This is a genomic window from Streptomyces sp. NPDC101227 (genome assembly GCF_044767545.1).
GTDB lineage: Bacteria > Actinomycetota > Actinomycetes > Streptomycetales > Streptomycetaceae > Streptomyces.
Map to the genome: position 1 here is coordinate 78,603 of NZ_JBIWOD010000005.1, position 15,915 is coordinate 94,517.

Consider the following 15,915-nt stretch of genomic DNA (forward strand, 5'->3'; position numbering starts at 1 on the left):
CATGACCGCTACGACTCCCGGCACCGCATCTGAATCCCTGGCCCCCGCGCCCCACCTGGCCGGCAACTTCGCGCCGGTACCGGACGAGCTGACCGCCTATGACCTGCCGGTCACGGGCGTCATCCCGCCGGAGCTCACCGGCTGGTTTCTGCGCAACGGCCCCAACCCACGCGATGCCGCCTCCCGGCACTGGTTCTTCGGCGACGGCATGGTGCACGGCCTGCGTCTGGAAGGCGGCCGCGCCGTCTCCTACCGCAACCGCTGGGTCCGGACCTCCACCTTCACCGACGGCACGCCCGTCGTGGACGAACAGGGCCACCGCAATCTCCGGGCGGGAGTCGCCAACACCCATATCGTCCGGCACGCCGGCCGCACCCTGGCGCTGGTCGAGTCGTCCTTCCCCTACGAGATCGACTGCCGCCCCGGCCATGAGCTGGAGACCATCGGCGCCCATGACTTCGGCGGCCGGCTCAACACCGCCATGACCGCTCACCCCAAGACCTGCCCCACGACGGGCGAGCTCCACTTCTTCGGGTACGGCGGACCCAACCCGCCTTACCTCACCTATCACCGGGCCGATGCGTCCGGGGAGTTGGCGGTCAGCCGCCCCATAGACGTACCGGCGCCGACGATGATGCACGACTTCCATCTCACGGCCGCCCACGTCATCTTCATGGACCTCCCCGTCGTCTTCGACCGGAGCCGCCCCGGCATGCCGTACGCCTGGGACCGGGAGTACGGCGCCCGGCTGGGAGTGCTGCGCCGCGACGACCCGTACGGCGAGGTCCGCTGGCTTTCCATCGACCCCTGCTATGTCTTCCACAGCCTCAATGCCCACGACGACGGGCCGCAGCGCATAGTTCTTCATGTCGCCCGCTATGCCGAATTCGGCACCAATACCCCGTCCCATCTGTGGCGTTGGAGCATCGACCTGGTCACCGGCACCGTGGCGGAGGAGCAGCTCGACGACCAGTTCTGCGAGTTCCCACGGATCGACGACCGCCTCGCCGGGCAGCCCGCCCGCTTCGGGCACGCCATTTCCGGCGAGCTGCCCGGCACAGGGCCGATTCCGGGCGCGCTGCTGCGCTACGACCTACGGTCCGGCGCGGCGACCCGGCACGACTTCGGAGCCGGCCGTACGCCGTCGGAGGCGGCCTTCGCCCCCGCGGATGACCGTCCGGGCGGGCCGGGCTGGCTGATGACCTATGTCTATGACGCGTCCACCGACAGCAGCGATCTCGTCATCCTGGACGCGGAGGACATATCCGCCGACCCGGTGGCGACGGTCCATCTCCCCCAGCGGGTGCCGTACGGCTTCCATGGCAACTGGCTTCCGGACAGCATCGGTTGAGAGCCTCGGCCTGACCCGGTCAGCGGCGAGGCGCCTCGTCACCGGCCGGCGCATCCCGTACGGCCGAGGCGGCCAGCGCATCCATGGTGCGGGCCTGGACCTCACGCTGGACGGCGGCGGCGATGAAGGCGGCCGTGTTGTCGGGGCCGACCAGGTCTCGTACGGCCTGGACGGTCCCGGCGGGGAGCGGCACCGGCTCCGGGCCGGTCGCGGCACGGGGGTCCGCGACCGGGCCGGAGGCGGGGGCGTATCCCGCCGCGAGCTCAGGCCCCGGCAGGGGGGCTCGCCACCGCTCCCGAGCCGACACCGAAGCCCGACCGCCGTCGCCCCGCGCATCCGTCTGCGGGGCTTCCGGAAGCGCTTCCGGCGAGGCTTCTCGCAGCGCCTCTCGCAGCGCCTGCGGTAGTGCCTCCGGCAGCGCCTCGGCGAGATGACGCCGTAGGGAGCGCGTGGCCAGGGTGCGCATGGCGCGGGCGAGTTCGGCGTCGATGGTCTGCTGGGCCAGCGGGCGGAGGCGCCGTACGAGGGCCGCCGCCTCGGAGGCTTCGGATGGGGTGGGCGGGTGGTCCAGGAACGGGTGGAAGACGTGCTCGGTGGTGAAGTCGACGAAGCGGGCGGCGATGTGTTCGACCTGGCCGCGTACCTCTCGCAGATGGCCGGAGATGGCCTGCAGGGGGACGCCGGCGGAGTGAAGTTCGACGGCGACGGCGAGCTCCTGCGGGCTGGGGACGAAGAACTCGTCGTCGTGGCCCGGGATGCGTTCGAGGACGCCGAGCTCGACGGCCTCGGACACGGCCGCCTCGTCGGAGGTGCCGCCGAAGGCGGTGTCCAGATCGGCGCGGCTGATGCGGGCAGCCTTCTCGTCGGTCCACGGCCCGTCGATCTCGGCGACCAGGCCGAGCACCCCGCCCAGGTCGAGCCCCGCGTCCCAGGCCTCCAGGAGTTCCTTGATGCTGGCGAGGGTGTAGCCGCGGTCGAGGAGGTCGGCGATCTGGCGCAGCCGGGCCAGATGGGCATCTCCGTAGACATTCGCCCGGCCGCGGCGTTCGGGGCGCGGAAGCAGCCCGCGGTCCTGGTAGGCGCGGATCGTACGGACCGTGGCGCCGCTGAGATGGGCCAGATCCTCGATGCGGTATTCGGCCGCGGGCGGCTGCTCGGTCACTGCGGTGCTCCTCATGAGCGCGTGGCTGGTTGCGCGTTACGAGAGTGCCGCGCGGCCCACCGCACCCGCCGCCGCCCGTGCGGCCGGGGAGGACGCCAGGTAGGCGACGGCCGTGCGCAGCGACCCTTCCTGCGAGGGATGGTACGACCGCCGCAGGTAGCGCGGTATCGCCGCACCCAGCTCCCGCCAGGTGGGCAGCAGGCCCCTGTGTACGGCGCGGTTGTGCTCGCGCAGTGCGTAGCGGGAACGGGTGGCGAGCTGCGGGTCGTGCCGCAGAAGGTAGGCCGCGCCCCAGACCCAGAGATAGAGGAGGACGGGGGCCGTGACGGACATCCCCAGGATGCGGCGGAGGTAGCGGGCGGATTCCTCGCCGCCGGTGTGCTCGTACATGTCGAAGGCGACGGCACGGTGCTCGACCTCCTCGGCGCCGTGCCAGCGCAGCAGATCGAGCATCACCGGGTCGGGGGCGGCGCGGTCGAGCCCGTCGGCGGCCAGCACCCAGTTGCCGAGCACCGCGGTGAACTGCTCGATGGCGGCGATGAGGGAGAGGCGGAAGCGCAGCCATTCCTGTTCGGGGAGCGGTATGCCGAACGGCGGCTTCTCGCCCAGGAGGTACTCGAAGAGGAAGTCGACGTGCCGGGTGTACGGGCCGGTATCCAGTCCTTGGTAAGCCAAGTGCTCAAGTACGTAAGCGTGTTGGACGCTGTGCGTGGCCTCCTGGCCCATGAAGCCCTTGACGTCCTTGAGGAGCTCCTCGTCCCGGACCTGCGGGAGTGCCTCCTTGAAGACCTTGACGAACCACCGCTCGCCCGCCGGCAGCAGCAGATGCAGCACATTGATGACGTGCGTGGCGGTGGGTTCGTCCGGTATCCAGTGCAGCGGTGTTGCGCGCCAGTCGAACGAGACCCGGCGCGGCGCTATCGGGTGGTGCGCCGGTGAGGATGATGTGCTCATGCGCGGCTCCTGACGTGCGCAGATTTCTCCTGGAGGCGACGAAGGGGGACGAGAACGGGGGAGGAGGAACGGGGGGTGACGAACCGTGGCTACAGCGGTGGCTCGATGCGGGCGATGGCACGCAGGGCGCGCGGGGTGAAGCGGGACATCAGATGGGCGCCGCGCGCCTCGGGGGTGACGGGCACCACCGCCTGATTGCGGACCACCGCGCGCAGCACGGCGTCGGCGACCTTCTCCGGCGGGTAGTTGCGCATCCCGTACATCCGGGACGCCTTGGCCTGGCGGCGCTTTTCCTCGTCCGCCGGGACGCCGGCGAAGCGCGAGGTGGCGGTGATGTTGGTGTTGACCAGCCCCGGGCAGATGGCCGAGACGCCGATGCCCTGGCCCGCCAGCTCGGCGCGCAGGCACTCGCTGAGCATCAGGACGGCCGCCTTGGACGTGCTGTAGGCAGGCAGGACCTTGGACGGCTGGAAGGCGGCGGCCGAGGCGGTGTTGACGATATGGCCGCCCTGCCCGCGGTCCGCCATCCGCTTGCCGAAGATCCGGCAGCCATGGATGACGCCCCACAGATTGACGTCCAGGACCTTCTTCCAGTCCTCGGTGGTGGTGTCGAGGAAGGACCCGGACAGGCCGATACCGGCGTTGTTCACCAGGACGTCGACGGTGCCGTATTCGGCGTCCACCTTGTCCGCGAGCTTTTCCATCGCCGCCTCGTCCGAGACGTCGACGGTCTCGCCCCAGGCCTGCGGGGCGCCGATCAGCCGCGCCATGTCGGCGGTCCGCGCCGCGCCCTCCGCGTCCCGGTCGACGGCGATGATCCGCGCGCCGGCCTCGGCGAAGGCGAACGCCGTGGCCCGCCCTATACCGCTGGCCGCGCCGGTCACCAGGACCAGCTGCCCGCCGAAACGGTCGGCATACGGGCCGGAGGCCAGCACCTTCTTCGCCGGGTCGCCCTCCTCCTTGGCGACGATGAACTCGGTGATCCAGGAAGACAGCTGGTCGGGCCGGGTACGTGGCACCCAGTGCTTGGCGGGGAGGGTGCGGCGTACCAGTTGGGGCGCCCATTGCTCCAGGTCGTCGTACAGCCGCTGGGACAGAAATGCGTCGCCGGTGGGGGTGATCAGCTGGACCGGGCAGTGCGCATAGGCGTCGGCGCGCGGGCGGCGCAGCCGGGGGAGGACGTTGTCGCGGTAGAGCCAGGCGCCATGGGCGGCGTCGGTCGGCAGCGACGGCGTCGGATAGTCGCCGGCGGGCACCTTCTCCACCCGCTGCAGAATCCTTGGCCAGCGCTTGCCGAGCGGGCCCTTCCACGCCATTTCGGGAAGTACGGGGGTGTGCAGCATGTAGACGTACCAGGACTTGGCGCTCTGGTTGAGGAGCTGGGCGGTGCGCCGGGGGGTGGGCCGCGCCATCCGCTTCTTGATCCAGTGGCCGAAGTGGTCCAGTGACGGGCCCGACATGGAGGTGAAGGACGCGATCCGGCCTTCCGTGCGCCGGACCGTGGCGAATTCCCAGGCCTGTACGGAGCCCCAGTCATGGCCCACCAGGTGGACGGGCCGGTCGGGGCTGACGGCGTCCGCGACGGCAAGGAAGTCGTCGGTCAGCTTCTCCAGGGTGAACCCACCGCGCAGCGGCTTCGGCGCCGTCGAGCGGCCGCAGCCCCGGACGTCGTACAGCACCACATGGAAGCGCTCGGCCAGCCGCTGCGCGACCTCGGACCACACCTCCTTGCTGTCCGGGTAGCCGTGGACGAGGATCACCGTCGGCCGCGCGGCGTCGCCCAGCTCGGCGACACACAGCTCGATGCCCCCGGTGCGCACCCGGCGCTCCCGCGCCGCTTGGAGCCCTTGATCCTGCGCCTGTCCCGGCCCCCGCCCCGGCGCCTGTCCCGGCTCTCGGCCCTTCCCCTGGCCCTGTCCCGTGCTCATGCGGCCTTCTCCTCCTGCCAGCGCCGCACATGCGGCAGATCGTCGTCGAGCCAAAAGGCGCTTTCCACTGGGTCCTTGGAGTCGGTGACGACCAGGATCTCCTCGAACTTGGCGCCGGTACCCCGGAACCCGAGGTGCGGTTCGACCGCCCACAGTCCGGGCTGCGGCGGGTGGTCGGAGAAGGTGTACGGGCTCCACAGGGGGGACCAGCCGTCCCGGTGGCCGTGCAGCGCATCGGAGGCGAGGCCCTTGAGGGACTGGGTGCCGAACCCGAAGAGGGTGGGGGACCAGCGGCGCTCCTTGACCCGGTCGATCTTGTGGGCGATGACGCCGAAGGGATAGGCGCGATGCCGGTTGGCGTATCCCTGCCGCACCATCAGCCGCTCCACGTCCTCGTAGATCTCGCGCAGCGGGCGCCGCTCGCGCACCTCGCGCAGGATCAGCTCCCGGTGTGCTTCGAGGTCGGCGAGCAGCCTGTCGTGCACGGGGTTGAGGCCGAGGCAGCCGGAATAGCCGATGTCGGCGGTGAAGCCTTTGTGGACCGGCGCCATGTCGAGGATGAAGGCCATGCCCGGTTCCAGCTCGCGGTGGGTGGGGAAGAACTGGAGCGGGATGCGGAAATTGACGAAGGCCGTGCGGTCGCCGAACCACGCGAACGGCAGATGGAACCAGTCCCGTACGCCGCGCTCGCTCAGCCACTCGCGCTGCATCCGCGCCGCCTCGCGCTCGGTGACCCCGGGCTTGAGCTGGGCTGCCACCGCCTCCGCGCAGTCGTACGCGAGCCGCTGGACCTCTCTGAACCCGCGGAGTTCCGCGGTGAGTTGTGCGGTTTGTGCTGAGGTCGCCGAGATCGCTGAGGTGACTGAGGCCATCGCCAACCGTCCGTCCGTAAGCGGTTCATCGCGGTACGCGCCCGTAACTTGACACTGATGAATGTGACAATGACTGGCGGCTGCGTCAAGGGGTGTGCATAACGGCGTGGCCCACCGCACCGCTCCGGGCTGCGACCCTGACGTCGGGGACGCCCCAGGCATGAGTTCCCCTAGGGGTTCGTAATACCGGAGAGGTAGGCAGAGACCATCGCATGGGCTGACGCCCCGCGGGCCGGTCGCCTCTACCGTCGAAGACGTGACTGTGATCGTGACCGAAAGCCTGAGCAAGCGGTTCCCGCGGGTGACCGCCTTGGACCGGCTCTCCGTTGACATCGCCCCCGGCGTGACTGGCCTGGTGGGTGCCAACGGCGCCGGAAAGTCCACCCTGATCAAGATCCTTCTCGGCCTGGCCCCGGCCACCGAAGGGACCGCCCATGTCCTCGGCCTGGACGTGACCAAGGACGGCGCCGCCATCCGTGAGCGGGTCGGCTATATGCCCGAGCACGACTGTCTGCCGCCGGACGTCTCGGCCACCGAGTTCGTGGTGCACATGGCCCGGATGTCGGGCCTGCCGCCGACCGCCGCGCGCGAGCGCACCGCGGACACCCTGCGCCACGTCGGGCTCTACGAGGAGCGCTACCGCCCCATCGGTGGCTATTCGACCGGCATGAAGCAGCGCGTGAAGCTGGCCCAGGCGCTGGTCCACGACCCCCAGTTGGTGTTCCTCGACGAACCGACCAACGGCCTGGACCCGGTCGGCCGGGACGAGATGCTCGGCCTGATCCGCCGCATCCACACCGACTTCGGGATCTCCGTCCTGGTGACCTCCCACCTCCTGGGGGAGCTGGAGCGCACCTGCGACCATGTCGTCGTCATCGACGGCGGCAAGCTGCTGCGCTCCTCTTCGACGGACGAGTTCACGCAGGCCACGGCCTCGCTGGCGGTGGAGGTCACGGACACCGACCGCCACCCGGACGGCACCGCTGCGCTGCGCGCGGCACTGGTCGCCGCGGGGGCCGCGGTGACCGACGCGACCCGTGCCGAGGGCTTGGCCTCCTCGGGGCATCTGCTGTACATCGAGGCGTCCGGCGAGGAGACCTACGACCTGGTGCGGGACACCGTCGCCGGCCTCGGCCTCGGCCTGATCCGGATGGAACAGCGTCGGCACCAGATAGCGGAGGTCTTCCGCGAGGCGGACGCCGCCGCGGCCTCCGAGCCGCCGACCACCCCCGTCACCGCAGGCGCCCCCGGCGCCCCGCACGCCACCCAGGACGGAGGCGCATCCGATGCCCACTGAGTCTCCGATGCCAACCGGTTCCACGACCCCCGCCGCCGCTCCTGGCGGGGCCTACATCCACAACATCGGCTACCGCCACTACGACGGCCCCCGACTGGGCCGCGCCTACGCCCGCCGGTCGCTCTTCTCGCAGAGCCTGCGCGGCGCCTACGGACTCGGCCGCTCGGCCAAGACCAAGGTCCTGCCGATGCTGCTCTTCGCGGTGATGTGCCTGCCCGCCGCGATCATGGTCGCGGTCGCGGTGTTCACCAAGGCCGCCGCCCTCCCGGTCGGCTACACCCACTACGCCATCTACCTCCAGGCCGTCATCGGCCTCTATCTCGCCGCTCAGGCCCCGCAGTCCGTCTCCCGCGATCTGCGCTTCAAGACCGTCCCGCTGTATTTCTCGCGCCCGATAGAGCGCGCGGACTATGTCGCGGCGAAGTTCGCGGCCATGGCGAGCGCCCTGTTCGTCCTCACCGCGGCGCCCCTTGTGGTCCTCTACGTCGGCGCGCTACTGGCGAAGATGGACTTCCTGGACCAGACCAAGGGCCTGGGGCAGGGGCTGGTCTCCACCACCCTGCTCTCCCTCCTCTTCGCGGGGATCGGCCTGGTCGTCTCGGCGCTGACCCCGCGCCGCGGCTTCGGCGTCGCCGCGGTGATCGCCGTCCTCACCATTCCGTACGGTGCCGTGACTGCCGTCCAGGGCATCGCGTCCGTCCAGGGCAGCGAGTCCGCCGTCGGCTGGCTGGGGCTCTTCTCCCCCATCACGCTCATCGACGGGGTGCAGGCGTCCTTCCTCGGCGGGACCACCTCCTTCCCCAACGGCCTGGCGCCGTCGACGGCCGCCGGGTTCGTCTATCTCCTCGTCACGCTGATAGCCATCGCCGGCTCCTACGCCCTGCTGATGCGCCGCTACCGGAAGGCCGGCCTGTGACAACGCTCCACATCGACCACGTCTCCCGCTGGTTCGGGAATGTCGTTGCCGTCAACGACATCACCATGACCATCGCCCCCGGCGTCACCGGCCTGCTCGGCCCCAACGGCGCCGGAAAGTCCACCCTCATCAACATGATGGGCGGCTTCCTGGCCCCCTCGAACGGCACCGTCACCCTCGACGGCAGCACGATCTGGCGCAACGCCGGCATCTACCGCCACATCGGCATCGTCCCCGAGCGCGAGGCGATGTACGACTTCCTCACCGGCCGCGAATTCGTCCTCGCCAACGCCGAGTTGCACGGCCTCGGCCGGGCCGAGGCGGCCAGGGCGCTGGCCACGGTGGAGATGCAGTACGCCCAGGACCGCAAGATCTCGACGTACAGCAAGGGGATGCGGCAGCGGGTGAAAATGGCGTCCGCGCTGGTCCACGACCCGTCCGTGCTGCTGCTGGACGAGCCGTTCAACGGCATGGACCCGCGGCAGCGGATGCAGCTGATGGAACTGCTGCGGCGGATGGGTGACGAGGGGCGTACGGTCCTGTTCTCCTCGCACATCCTCGAAGAGGTCGAGCAACTGGCCTCCCACATCGAGGTGGTGGTGGCCGGCCGGCACGCCGCGTCCGGCGATTTCCGCAAGATCCGCCGACTGATGACCGACCGCCCGCACCGCTACCTCGTCCGGTCCGACAACGATCGCGCGCTGGCCGGTGCGCTGATCGCCGACCCCTCGACGGCCGGCATCGAAGTGGATCTCGTCGAGGGCGCGCTGCGCATCCAGGCGATCGACTTCGGCCGCTTCACCGAACTCCTGCCGCGGGTCGCCCGTGACCACGGCATCCGCCTGCTGACGGTCTCGCCCTCCGACGAGTCGCTGGAATCCGTCTTCTCCTACCTCGTAGCGGCCTGAGGCCGGAAAGGAGCCCGACGCATGTCCACGACCACTCCGACGGCCCCGCCCGCACCCCGGGCAACACTGTTCCACCCCACCGTCGCCCGGCTCACCTATCGCGCCCTGCTCGGCCGGCGCCGCGCACTGATCCTCTTCGCGCTGCCCGCCCTGCTGGTGATCATCGCCGTCGCCGTCCGTGTGCTGGCCGGCGCCGATGACTCCACCGCGAGCGGCATCCTGGGCGGTTTCGCACTGGGCACGATGGTCCCGCTGATCGGCGTGATCGCCGGCACGGGCGCGATCGGCCCCGAGATCGACGACGGCTCCGTGGTCTACCTCCTGTCCAAGCCGGTGCCGCGGCCGACGATCATCTTCACCAAGCTGCTGGTCGCGATAGGCGTGACGGTCACGTTCTCCGCCGTCCCCGTCCTGCTCGCCGGCTTCATCCTCAACGGGAACAGCCAGCAGATAGCCGTGGCCTACGCCCTGGCGGCGGCCATCGCGTCGGTCGCCTACAGCGCGCTCTTCCTCCTCCTCGGCACCATCACCCGGCATGCCGTCGTCTTCGGTCTGGTCTACGCCCTGGTCTGGGAGGCGCTCTTCGGGACGCTCGTCCCCGGTGCCCGGACCCTCAGCGTCCAGCAGTGGGCGCTGGCCGTCGGCCAGAAGATCGGCGCGGAGGGCGCGCTCGCCTCGGACGTTCAACTGCCGCTCGCCATATCCCTGTTGGCGGTCGTCACAGTCGGCGCCACCTGGTACGCCGGTCGCCGCCTGAAGTCACTGACCCTGGCCGGAGAGGAGTGATCCGGGAGGAGCGAGAGGGCGGCGCGGAATGCGGCGCTCCGGGCGTACCCCGGAGGCCGCTCGGTCAGCCGTCCTGCGCCTGACCGCTACCGGTGTTGCCGTCCTTCTGGTTCCGGTTGAACTCCCGGACGTTGCGCAGATGCTCCTGGAAGTCGGCGGTGAAGCGGGTGTCGCCCGGTTTGACGGTGACGAAGTACAGCCAGTCGCCCTTGGGCGGCGCGCCGGCCGCCTTGAGCGCTTCCGCCCCGGGGTTGTCGATCGGGGTGGGCGGCAAGCCCTGGCGCTTGTAGGTGTTGTACGGGCTGTCGGTCCTGGTGTCGGAGTGGCTGGTGTTGAGGGTGCTGCGGCCCAGCGCGTAGTTGATCGTCGAATCCATCTGCAGCGGCATGTTCTTGGCGAGCCGGTTGTCGATGACCCGGGCGACCCTGCCCATATCGCCCGGCCGGTCCGCCTCGGCCTGCACGATGCTGGCAATCACCACGGTCCGGTAGGAGGCGATGCGGTCGTCGGCGAGCCGCTGGTTGGCCGTGTCGACCATGTACGCGAGCAGGGACGCCGGAGTGGTGTCCTTGCGGACCGGATACGTGGCCGGGAAGAGATAGCCCTCCGGGTTGCCCTTTGCCTCGTCCGGCAGGTTGAGGTGCGCGGCCTTGGCGGCCTTCGCGGTGCTGCCGTGGGCCAGGTGCAGGACCTTGTCGGTGGCGGCGTAGACCTGCGACGCCCGCTGCCCTTCCGGGACGGTCAGCTTCGCCTCGGGCTGGGGCCCGCGCAGCAGTCGCAGCACGACCAGCACGGCGACAAGGACAAGAACGCACAAAACGGCAACGAGAACAAGCCGGCCGGTGCGGGAAAGCCGCGGTCCGGACCGGCGAACGGTGCGCTGAACATCGCTCATGGGGGCACGGTAAGCCAGGGGGCGGCCTTGCGGCGACGGCCTCCGCCGGATCGCTACCGATGACGGATTTCGGACGCGGGCGAGATGCCCGGAGTTCACCGGATCCGCGCAGGTGCCGGGGCTCCCGGGGCACGCGTGGCGAGAGCGGCGCCTCCGCGTCGGCCCCGTTGGCCTGGGGAACGGGCACGGCGTGGTGACGGAGCCGGCCGGGTGATGCGGCGGAGAGCGGACTGAGACTGCGGGGGGGAGGGAAGGGAGGCGGGGCAAGGGGTCGGCGCCCGTACCGTCCCCGCCCCTACGCCCCGCCCACCCGCCCCTACGTCCCTACGCCCCGTCCCCGATGCGCCGGTCGCGGCCCGCGCCCAGGCCCAGCAGGGCGAGCCCCGCGCATACGCCCAGGAGCAGCAGGATCGGGACGGTCCAGCCGCCGGTGGCCTGGTGGACGGCGCCGAGGGCCAGGGGGCCGACCGCGGCGAGGAGGTAGCCGCCGGTCTGGGCCATGCCCGAGAGGCGGGCGGCGGTGTGGGCGTCGCCGGAGCGGAGGACCATCATCGTCAGGGCCAGGCCCAGCGCGCCGCCCTGGCCGACGCCGAGCAGCGCCGCCCACAGCCAGGCGCCGGCCACCGGGGCCACGAGGAGTCCGGCGACGCCGGAGGCCATCAGGGTGGAGACGGCTACGCCCAGCAGCCGCTGGCGGCGCATCCGCCCCGCGAGCATCGGCACCACGAACGACCCCACCATCTGCACCAGCGTGCTGAAGGCGAAGACCAGCCCCGCCGCGCCCTTGCCCATGCCGTGATCGGTGAAGATCGTCGGCATCCAGGCGATGACCACATACGCGATCAGCGACTGCGATCCCATGAAGAGCGTGACCTGCCAGGCGAGCGGGGAACGGCTGAGCTTCGGCCCGTCCTCGACGGCGTGGAGGGGCGTCGCCGCGGCCGCGCCCGTCCCCGTACCTCGTCGGGCGATGACCGCCTGCGGGATCCAGGCCACCGCGGCGACGGCGGCGAGCAGCGACCAGGAGACCAGGGAGCCCTGCCAGCCGCCGAGCGCGTTCTCCAGAGGCACGGCGGAGGCCGCCGAGACGGTGGCGCCCAGGATCATCGCGGTCGAGTACAGCGCCGTCATGCCCGCGGCGCGCTCGGGGAAGTCGCGCTTGATCAGGCCCGGCATCAGGACGTTCAGCAGGGCTATGGACGTGCCGACCACCGCGCAGCCGACGAACAGCGCGACGACGGGCGGGGCGATCCGGAGCACGATGCCGCCGCAGAGCAGCACCAGCGCGCCGCACAGCGCCGCCTCGGTGCCCCAGCGGCGGGCCAGCTTCGGGGCGGCGATGGAGCCGAGACCCATGAAGATCAGCGGGATGGTCGTCACCAGGCTGCTGGCGGTCGCGGCGAGGTGGAAGTGCTCGCCGATCTCGCTGAGCAGCGGTGAGACCCCGGCGAGCGCCGCCCGCATGTTGAGCGCGGCAAGGACGATCCCGGCCAGGAGGAGGGCCGGGTGAGTCCGTAGGCGACGGCGGGCCGCGGTGACCGGCGGTGCCGCTACCAGGTCCTCCTCGGCGTCGATCAAGGGTGCTTCGGACAGGGGCCCTGACATGCGTGCGTACCTCGCCAAGATCGGTGTATTACAGGGGAGTTGAGGGATTTGGGGGAGTTGAGGGGGAGGAGGGCAGGGGGGAGTGGGGGAAGGTGACTTCGGCCGGGTCCGTCAGCGGGCGGCGAGCAGCGCTTCCACGGCGCGCTTCGGCTTCTCCAGGAGCGCGCGGGTGGCGCGCTCCGCGCCCTCCGGATCACCCGTGGCGATGGCGTCCAGTACCGCGCGGTGATCGCCGTGCACGATCTTCGGCATCTCTTGATCGCCGAGCGCGCTGACCAGCGCCTCCCGCACCGAACTGCTGAACCACCCGTAGGTCGCGGTCAGCGCGGCGTTGTGCGCGGCCTCGACGACGGCCTTGTGGAAGGCGATGTCGTGATCGGCGTACAGCTCGAGGCTGCTGGCGTCGGGCTGCCCCTCGGCGTCCGCCAGTTCGGCCTGGGCGTCCAGGGCCGCTCGCATCCGCTCCAGGTCGGCGGGTTCATGCCGGAGCGCGGCCAACCGGGCGGCCTCGGCCTCCAGCGCGATCCGCAGTTCCAGTACGTCGCGGATGCCGGCCCGCTGGACGCCGCGCATGATCTCGCCGGGGTCCGCGGTGGAGACGACGAAGGTGCCCTCACCCTGGCGGGAGCGCAGCATTCCGGCGTGTACGAGTACCCGGACCGCCTCGCGGACGGTGTTACGCCCGACCTCGAGCTGTTCGGCCAGGGCGTGCTCCGTAGGGATGCGGGCGCCGACCTTCCACTCCCCGGAGGTCAGCTGGGACCGCAGGGTCTCGACGACGGTGTCGACCAGGGACTGCCGTCCCGCCGCCTGCAGTGCCATGTCCGTCCGATCGCCCTTCGTCAATTCGCCCGTCGGCTCATCCGGCGGTTCGCCCCGCAGTTCGCCCCGCGGTTCACCCGGCATGGTCATTCGCGATGCCATCCGCAGTTGCCCAGTCATCCTACAACTGATGAATTCACTGTACACATACATGGGTGTGCCGGAGGCCCCGGGAACGCACGTCGCCCGGCGACCGTTTGGTCATGAAGGCAGCACCCGGTCAGAGCGCAGGCAGAACAGGAGGTGGCCGGTGTGACGGGCTTCTACCACGTGTGTTTCGTCGTCCCGGAGATCGAGGCGGCGATACGGGACCTCGGGACGGCTGCCGGAGTCGAGTTCAGGGAGCCCAAGGCGGACCGGCTCGGCGGCTGGGACTACCGGATCACCTTCACCCGGGGCGGCCCGCCCTACATCGAGCTCATCGAGGGGCCGCCGGGAAGCCCCTGGGACGCTTCGACGGGAGCGCGGTTCGATCACCTCGGCTTCTGGACGCGCTCCATAGAGGAGGGCTCCCGGCATCTGTCGGACCAGGGGTTTCCCGCCGACTTCTCCGGCTGCCCGTATGGGCGTCCCTTCGCCTATCACCGGATGGACAGCATCGGTGCCCGGGTCGAGCTGGTGGACCTGGCCCGCCAGCCCGCCTTCCTGGAGGCGTGGAATCCGGGCGGGGCGGCCATGCCGCCGGTCGAGGGCGCGGGGTAGGGCCGCCCCTCCACCAGTGAGGCCACCCTCCGCCGGCGGGGCCGCACGGCCCACGGGGCGGACCGGCCGCCGGGGCGGGCGGCCGACGGAGCCGCGCCACCGGCGAAGCCGCGCCTCCAGGCCCGTACGCTCGACCGGCCTTGCGCCTCCAGGCCCGTACGCTCGACCGGCCTCGCCCTCCAGGCCGTCACGTCCCCAGGCGGTCAGCCGTCTCCGACCGCCGTCCCACTCGCCGGCGGGTCACCGGACCTCCACCCGTCACACCGCCAGGCCCTCAAGCCCCAGCCCCCCCGCATCTTCAGGCCCCCACACCCCCAGCCCCTCACAACCCCACATCCCGCCCCTGGATGTCCGCCAGCACCTCCCGCCGCACCAGGAGCCGGGCGTGTCCCCTGGTGACCGCGACCACGGGTGGCCGTCCGACCAGGTTGTAGCCGGAGGCCATCGAGAGGTGGTAGGCGCCCGCTACGGGGACGGCCAGGAGGTCGCCGGGGCGGATGTCGCCCGGCAGGTGGACGTCTGAGGCGAGGATGTCCCCCGCCTCGCAGTGGCGGCCGACGACAGTGACCGGTTCCGGCGCGGCGGCCGAGCGGCGGCCGACCAGCCGGGGCGCGTAGCGCACCCCGTACAGCGCGGGCCGCGGGTTGTCGCTCATGCCGCCGTCCACCGCGACGAAGGTGTGCCCGCCGGTCTGTTTGACGGTCAGCACCCGGTAGAGGACGACGCCGGCCGGGCCCGCGATGGCGCGGCCCGGTTCGATGGCGAGCCGTGGCACCGGCAGTCCGGCCGCCGCGCAGCTGCCGGCCAGTTCGGTGCGGATCTTGGCGCCGAGGCCGACGATGTCGAGTGCGGGTTCGCCGGGCCGGTAGGCGACGCCGTGACCACCGCCCAGGTCCAGCTCGGGCAGCGTGATGCCGTGCTGCTCATGGATCCGGGCCAGCAGCCCGACCAGTCGCCGTACGGCCGACAGATACGGCTTGACGGCGGTGATCTGCGACCCCAAGTGGCAGTGCAGACCCACCAGTTGGAGGCGCGGCTGGCCCAGTACCCGGGTGACGGCGTGCTGCGCGGAACCGTCCGCCAGCGACAGCCCGAACTTCTGCCCGTCGGTCCCGGTGCGGATCTTGGCATGGCCGCCCGCGGCGATCCCCGGTACGACCCGGATCAGCACCTTCTGCCGACTGCCCGCCGGGACCGCGGCGGCCAGCCGGGCGATCTCGGAGGTGCTGTCGATGACGATCCGCCCGACGCCGAGCCGCAGCGCGGTCCGCAGGTCGTCCGGGCTCTTGGCGTTGCCGTGCAGCAGGATCCGCTCGGGCGGGAAGCCGGTGGTGACGGCCAGTTCCAGCTCGCCCGCCGAGCAGACGTCCAGGCCCAGGCCCTCTTCCCGCACCCAGTGCGCCATGGCGCGGCACAGGAACGCCTTGGCGGCGTAGAAGACATCGGTGTCGGGGAAGGCGCGCAGGTAGGCGCGGCAGCGGCGGCGTACCTCGTCCTCGTCGAGGACGTACGCGGGCGTCCCGAAGCGTTCGGCGAGCTCGGTGAGCGGGACGCCGCCGACGGCGAGATCGTCGTCCACCAGGGGGGTGGTGGACCCGGGCCAGATGGCCAGTGAGGAGGGGTGATGGGCGGATTCCCGAGTGGGCTCCGGTACGGCGGTCAGCGGGAGCGCGGTGCCGCTCATGGCGTGGCTCATGGTGTGGCTCATGATCGGTTG

At 71.1% G+C, this 15,915-nt stretch carries 14 protein-coding genes; 6 read left to right on the top strand and 8 right to left on the bottom strand.

Features of this window, described 5'->3' with window-relative positions:
* The first annotated feature begins 1 nt into the window (after position 1).
* Positions 2 to 1,351, top strand: a complete 1,350-nt coding sequence (locus tag ACIRPT_RS12715; protein ID WP_403826048.1) for a carotenoid oxygenase family protein — start codon at positions 2 to 4, stop codon at positions 1,349 to 1,351.
* 19 nt (positions 1,352 to 1,370) lie between these two features.
* Here ACIRPT_RS12715 and ACIRPT_RS12720 read toward each other — a convergent pair whose 3' ends face one another.
* From ACIRPT_RS12720 to ACIRPT_RS12735, 4 genes are all read right to left on the bottom strand, one after another.
* Positions 1,371 to 2,513: a MerR family transcriptional regulator gene (locus tag ACIRPT_RS12720; protein WP_403826051.1), complete on the bottom strand. Its 1,143-nt coding sequence runs from the start codon at positions 2,511 to 2,513 to the stop codon at positions 1,371 to 1,373.
* Between the two features lie 36 nt (positions 2,514 to 2,549).
* Positions 2,550 to 3,467, bottom strand: a complete 918-nt coding sequence (locus ACIRPT_RS12725; RefSeq protein WP_403826054.1) for a metal-dependent hydrolase — start codon at positions 3,465 to 3,467, stop codon at positions 2,550 to 2,552.
* 89 nt (positions 3,468 to 3,556) lie between these two features.
* The gene (locus ACIRPT_RS12730; protein WP_403826057.1) at positions 3,557 to 5,395 is read right to left on the bottom strand and encodes an SDR family oxidoreductase; all 1,839 of its coding nucleotides are present in this window, start codon (positions 5,393 to 5,395) and stop codon (positions 3,557 to 3,559) included.
* Positions 5,392 to 6,267 carry a M24 family metallopeptidase gene (locus ACIRPT_RS12735; RefSeq protein WP_403826060.1) on the bottom strand — a complete coding sequence of 292 codons (876 nt, stop codon included), beginning with the start codon at positions 6,265 to 6,267 and terminating at the stop codon, positions 5,392 to 5,394. Before ACIRPT_RS12735 ends, ACIRPT_RS12730 begins: the two co-directional genes overlap by 4 nt.
* A gap of 256 nt (positions 6,268 to 6,523) precedes the next feature.
* On the opposite strand from ACIRPT_RS12735, the gene ACIRPT_RS12740 reads away from it, so the two are divergent.
* The 4 genes from ACIRPT_RS12740 to ACIRPT_RS12755 all read left to right on the top strand — a co-directional run bounded on the left by ACIRPT_RS12740 (position 6,524) and on the right by ACIRPT_RS12755 (position 10,174).
* Positions 6,524 to 7,564, top strand: a complete 1,041-nt coding sequence (locus ACIRPT_RS12740) for an ABC transporter ATP-binding protein (protein WP_403826063.1) — start codon at positions 6,524 to 6,526, stop codon at positions 7,562 to 7,564.
* The gene (locus tag ACIRPT_RS12745) at positions 7,554 to 8,480 is read left to right on the top strand and encodes an ABC transporter permease subunit (protein ID WP_403826066.1); all 927 of its coding nucleotides are present in this window, start codon (positions 7,554 to 7,556) and stop codon (positions 8,478 to 8,480) included. Before ACIRPT_RS12740 ends, ACIRPT_RS12745 begins: the two co-directional genes overlap by 11 nt.
* A complete protein-coding gene (locus ACIRPT_RS12750) occupies positions 8,477 to 9,388 on the top strand; it encodes an ABC transporter ATP-binding protein (RefSeq protein ID WP_403826069.1) in 912 nt (303 codons plus the stop codon). Before ACIRPT_RS12745 ends, ACIRPT_RS12750 begins: the two co-directional genes overlap by 4 nt.
* Positions 9,389 to 9,454: 66 nt before the next feature.
* The gene (locus ACIRPT_RS12755; protein ID WP_403827061.1) at positions 9,455 to 10,174 is read left to right on the top strand and encodes an ABC transporter permease subunit; all 720 of its coding nucleotides are present in this window, start codon (positions 9,455 to 9,457) and stop codon (positions 10,172 to 10,174) included.
* Between the two features lie 64 nt (positions 10,175 to 10,238).
* On the opposite strand, the gene mltG is transcribed toward ACIRPT_RS12755, so the two are convergent.
* The 3 genes from mltG to ACIRPT_RS12770 form a co-directional block, all read right to left on the bottom strand.
* Positions 10,239 to 11,069, bottom strand: coding sequence for an endolytic transglycosylase MltG (gene mltG, locus ACIRPT_RS12760; protein WP_403826072.1), 831 nt, complete (start codon positions 11,067 to 11,069; stop codon positions 10,239 to 10,241).
* Between the two features lie 324 nt (positions 11,070 to 11,393).
* On the bottom strand, positions 11,394 to 12,674 hold the full coding sequence (locus ACIRPT_RS12765) for a CynX/NimT family MFS transporter (RefSeq protein ID WP_403826075.1): 1,281 nt from the start codon (positions 12,672 to 12,674) through the stop codon (positions 11,394 to 11,396).
* 111 nt (positions 12,675 to 12,785) lie between these two features.
* Positions 12,786 to 13,496, bottom strand: coding sequence for a FadR/GntR family transcriptional regulator (locus tag ACIRPT_RS12770; RefSeq protein ID WP_403826078.1), 711 nt, complete (start codon positions 13,494 to 13,496; stop codon positions 12,786 to 12,788).
* A 252-nt stretch (positions 13,497 to 13,748) separates the two neighbouring features.
* On the opposite strand from ACIRPT_RS12770, the gene ACIRPT_RS12775 reads away from it, so the two are divergent.
* Complete coding sequence (locus ACIRPT_RS12775) at positions 13,749 to 14,198, top strand: VOC family protein (protein ID WP_403826081.1); 450 nt, start codon at positions 13,749 to 13,751, stop codon at positions 14,196 to 14,198.
* 322 nt (positions 14,199 to 14,520) lie between these two features.
* Here ACIRPT_RS12775 and lysA read toward each other — a convergent pair whose 3' ends face one another.
* A complete protein-coding gene (gene lysA / locus ACIRPT_RS12780; protein ID WP_403826084.1) occupies positions 14,521 to 15,906 on the bottom strand; it encodes a diaminopimelate decarboxylase in 1,386 nt (461 codons plus the stop codon).
* Positions 15,907 to 15,915 lie beyond the last annotated feature (9 nt).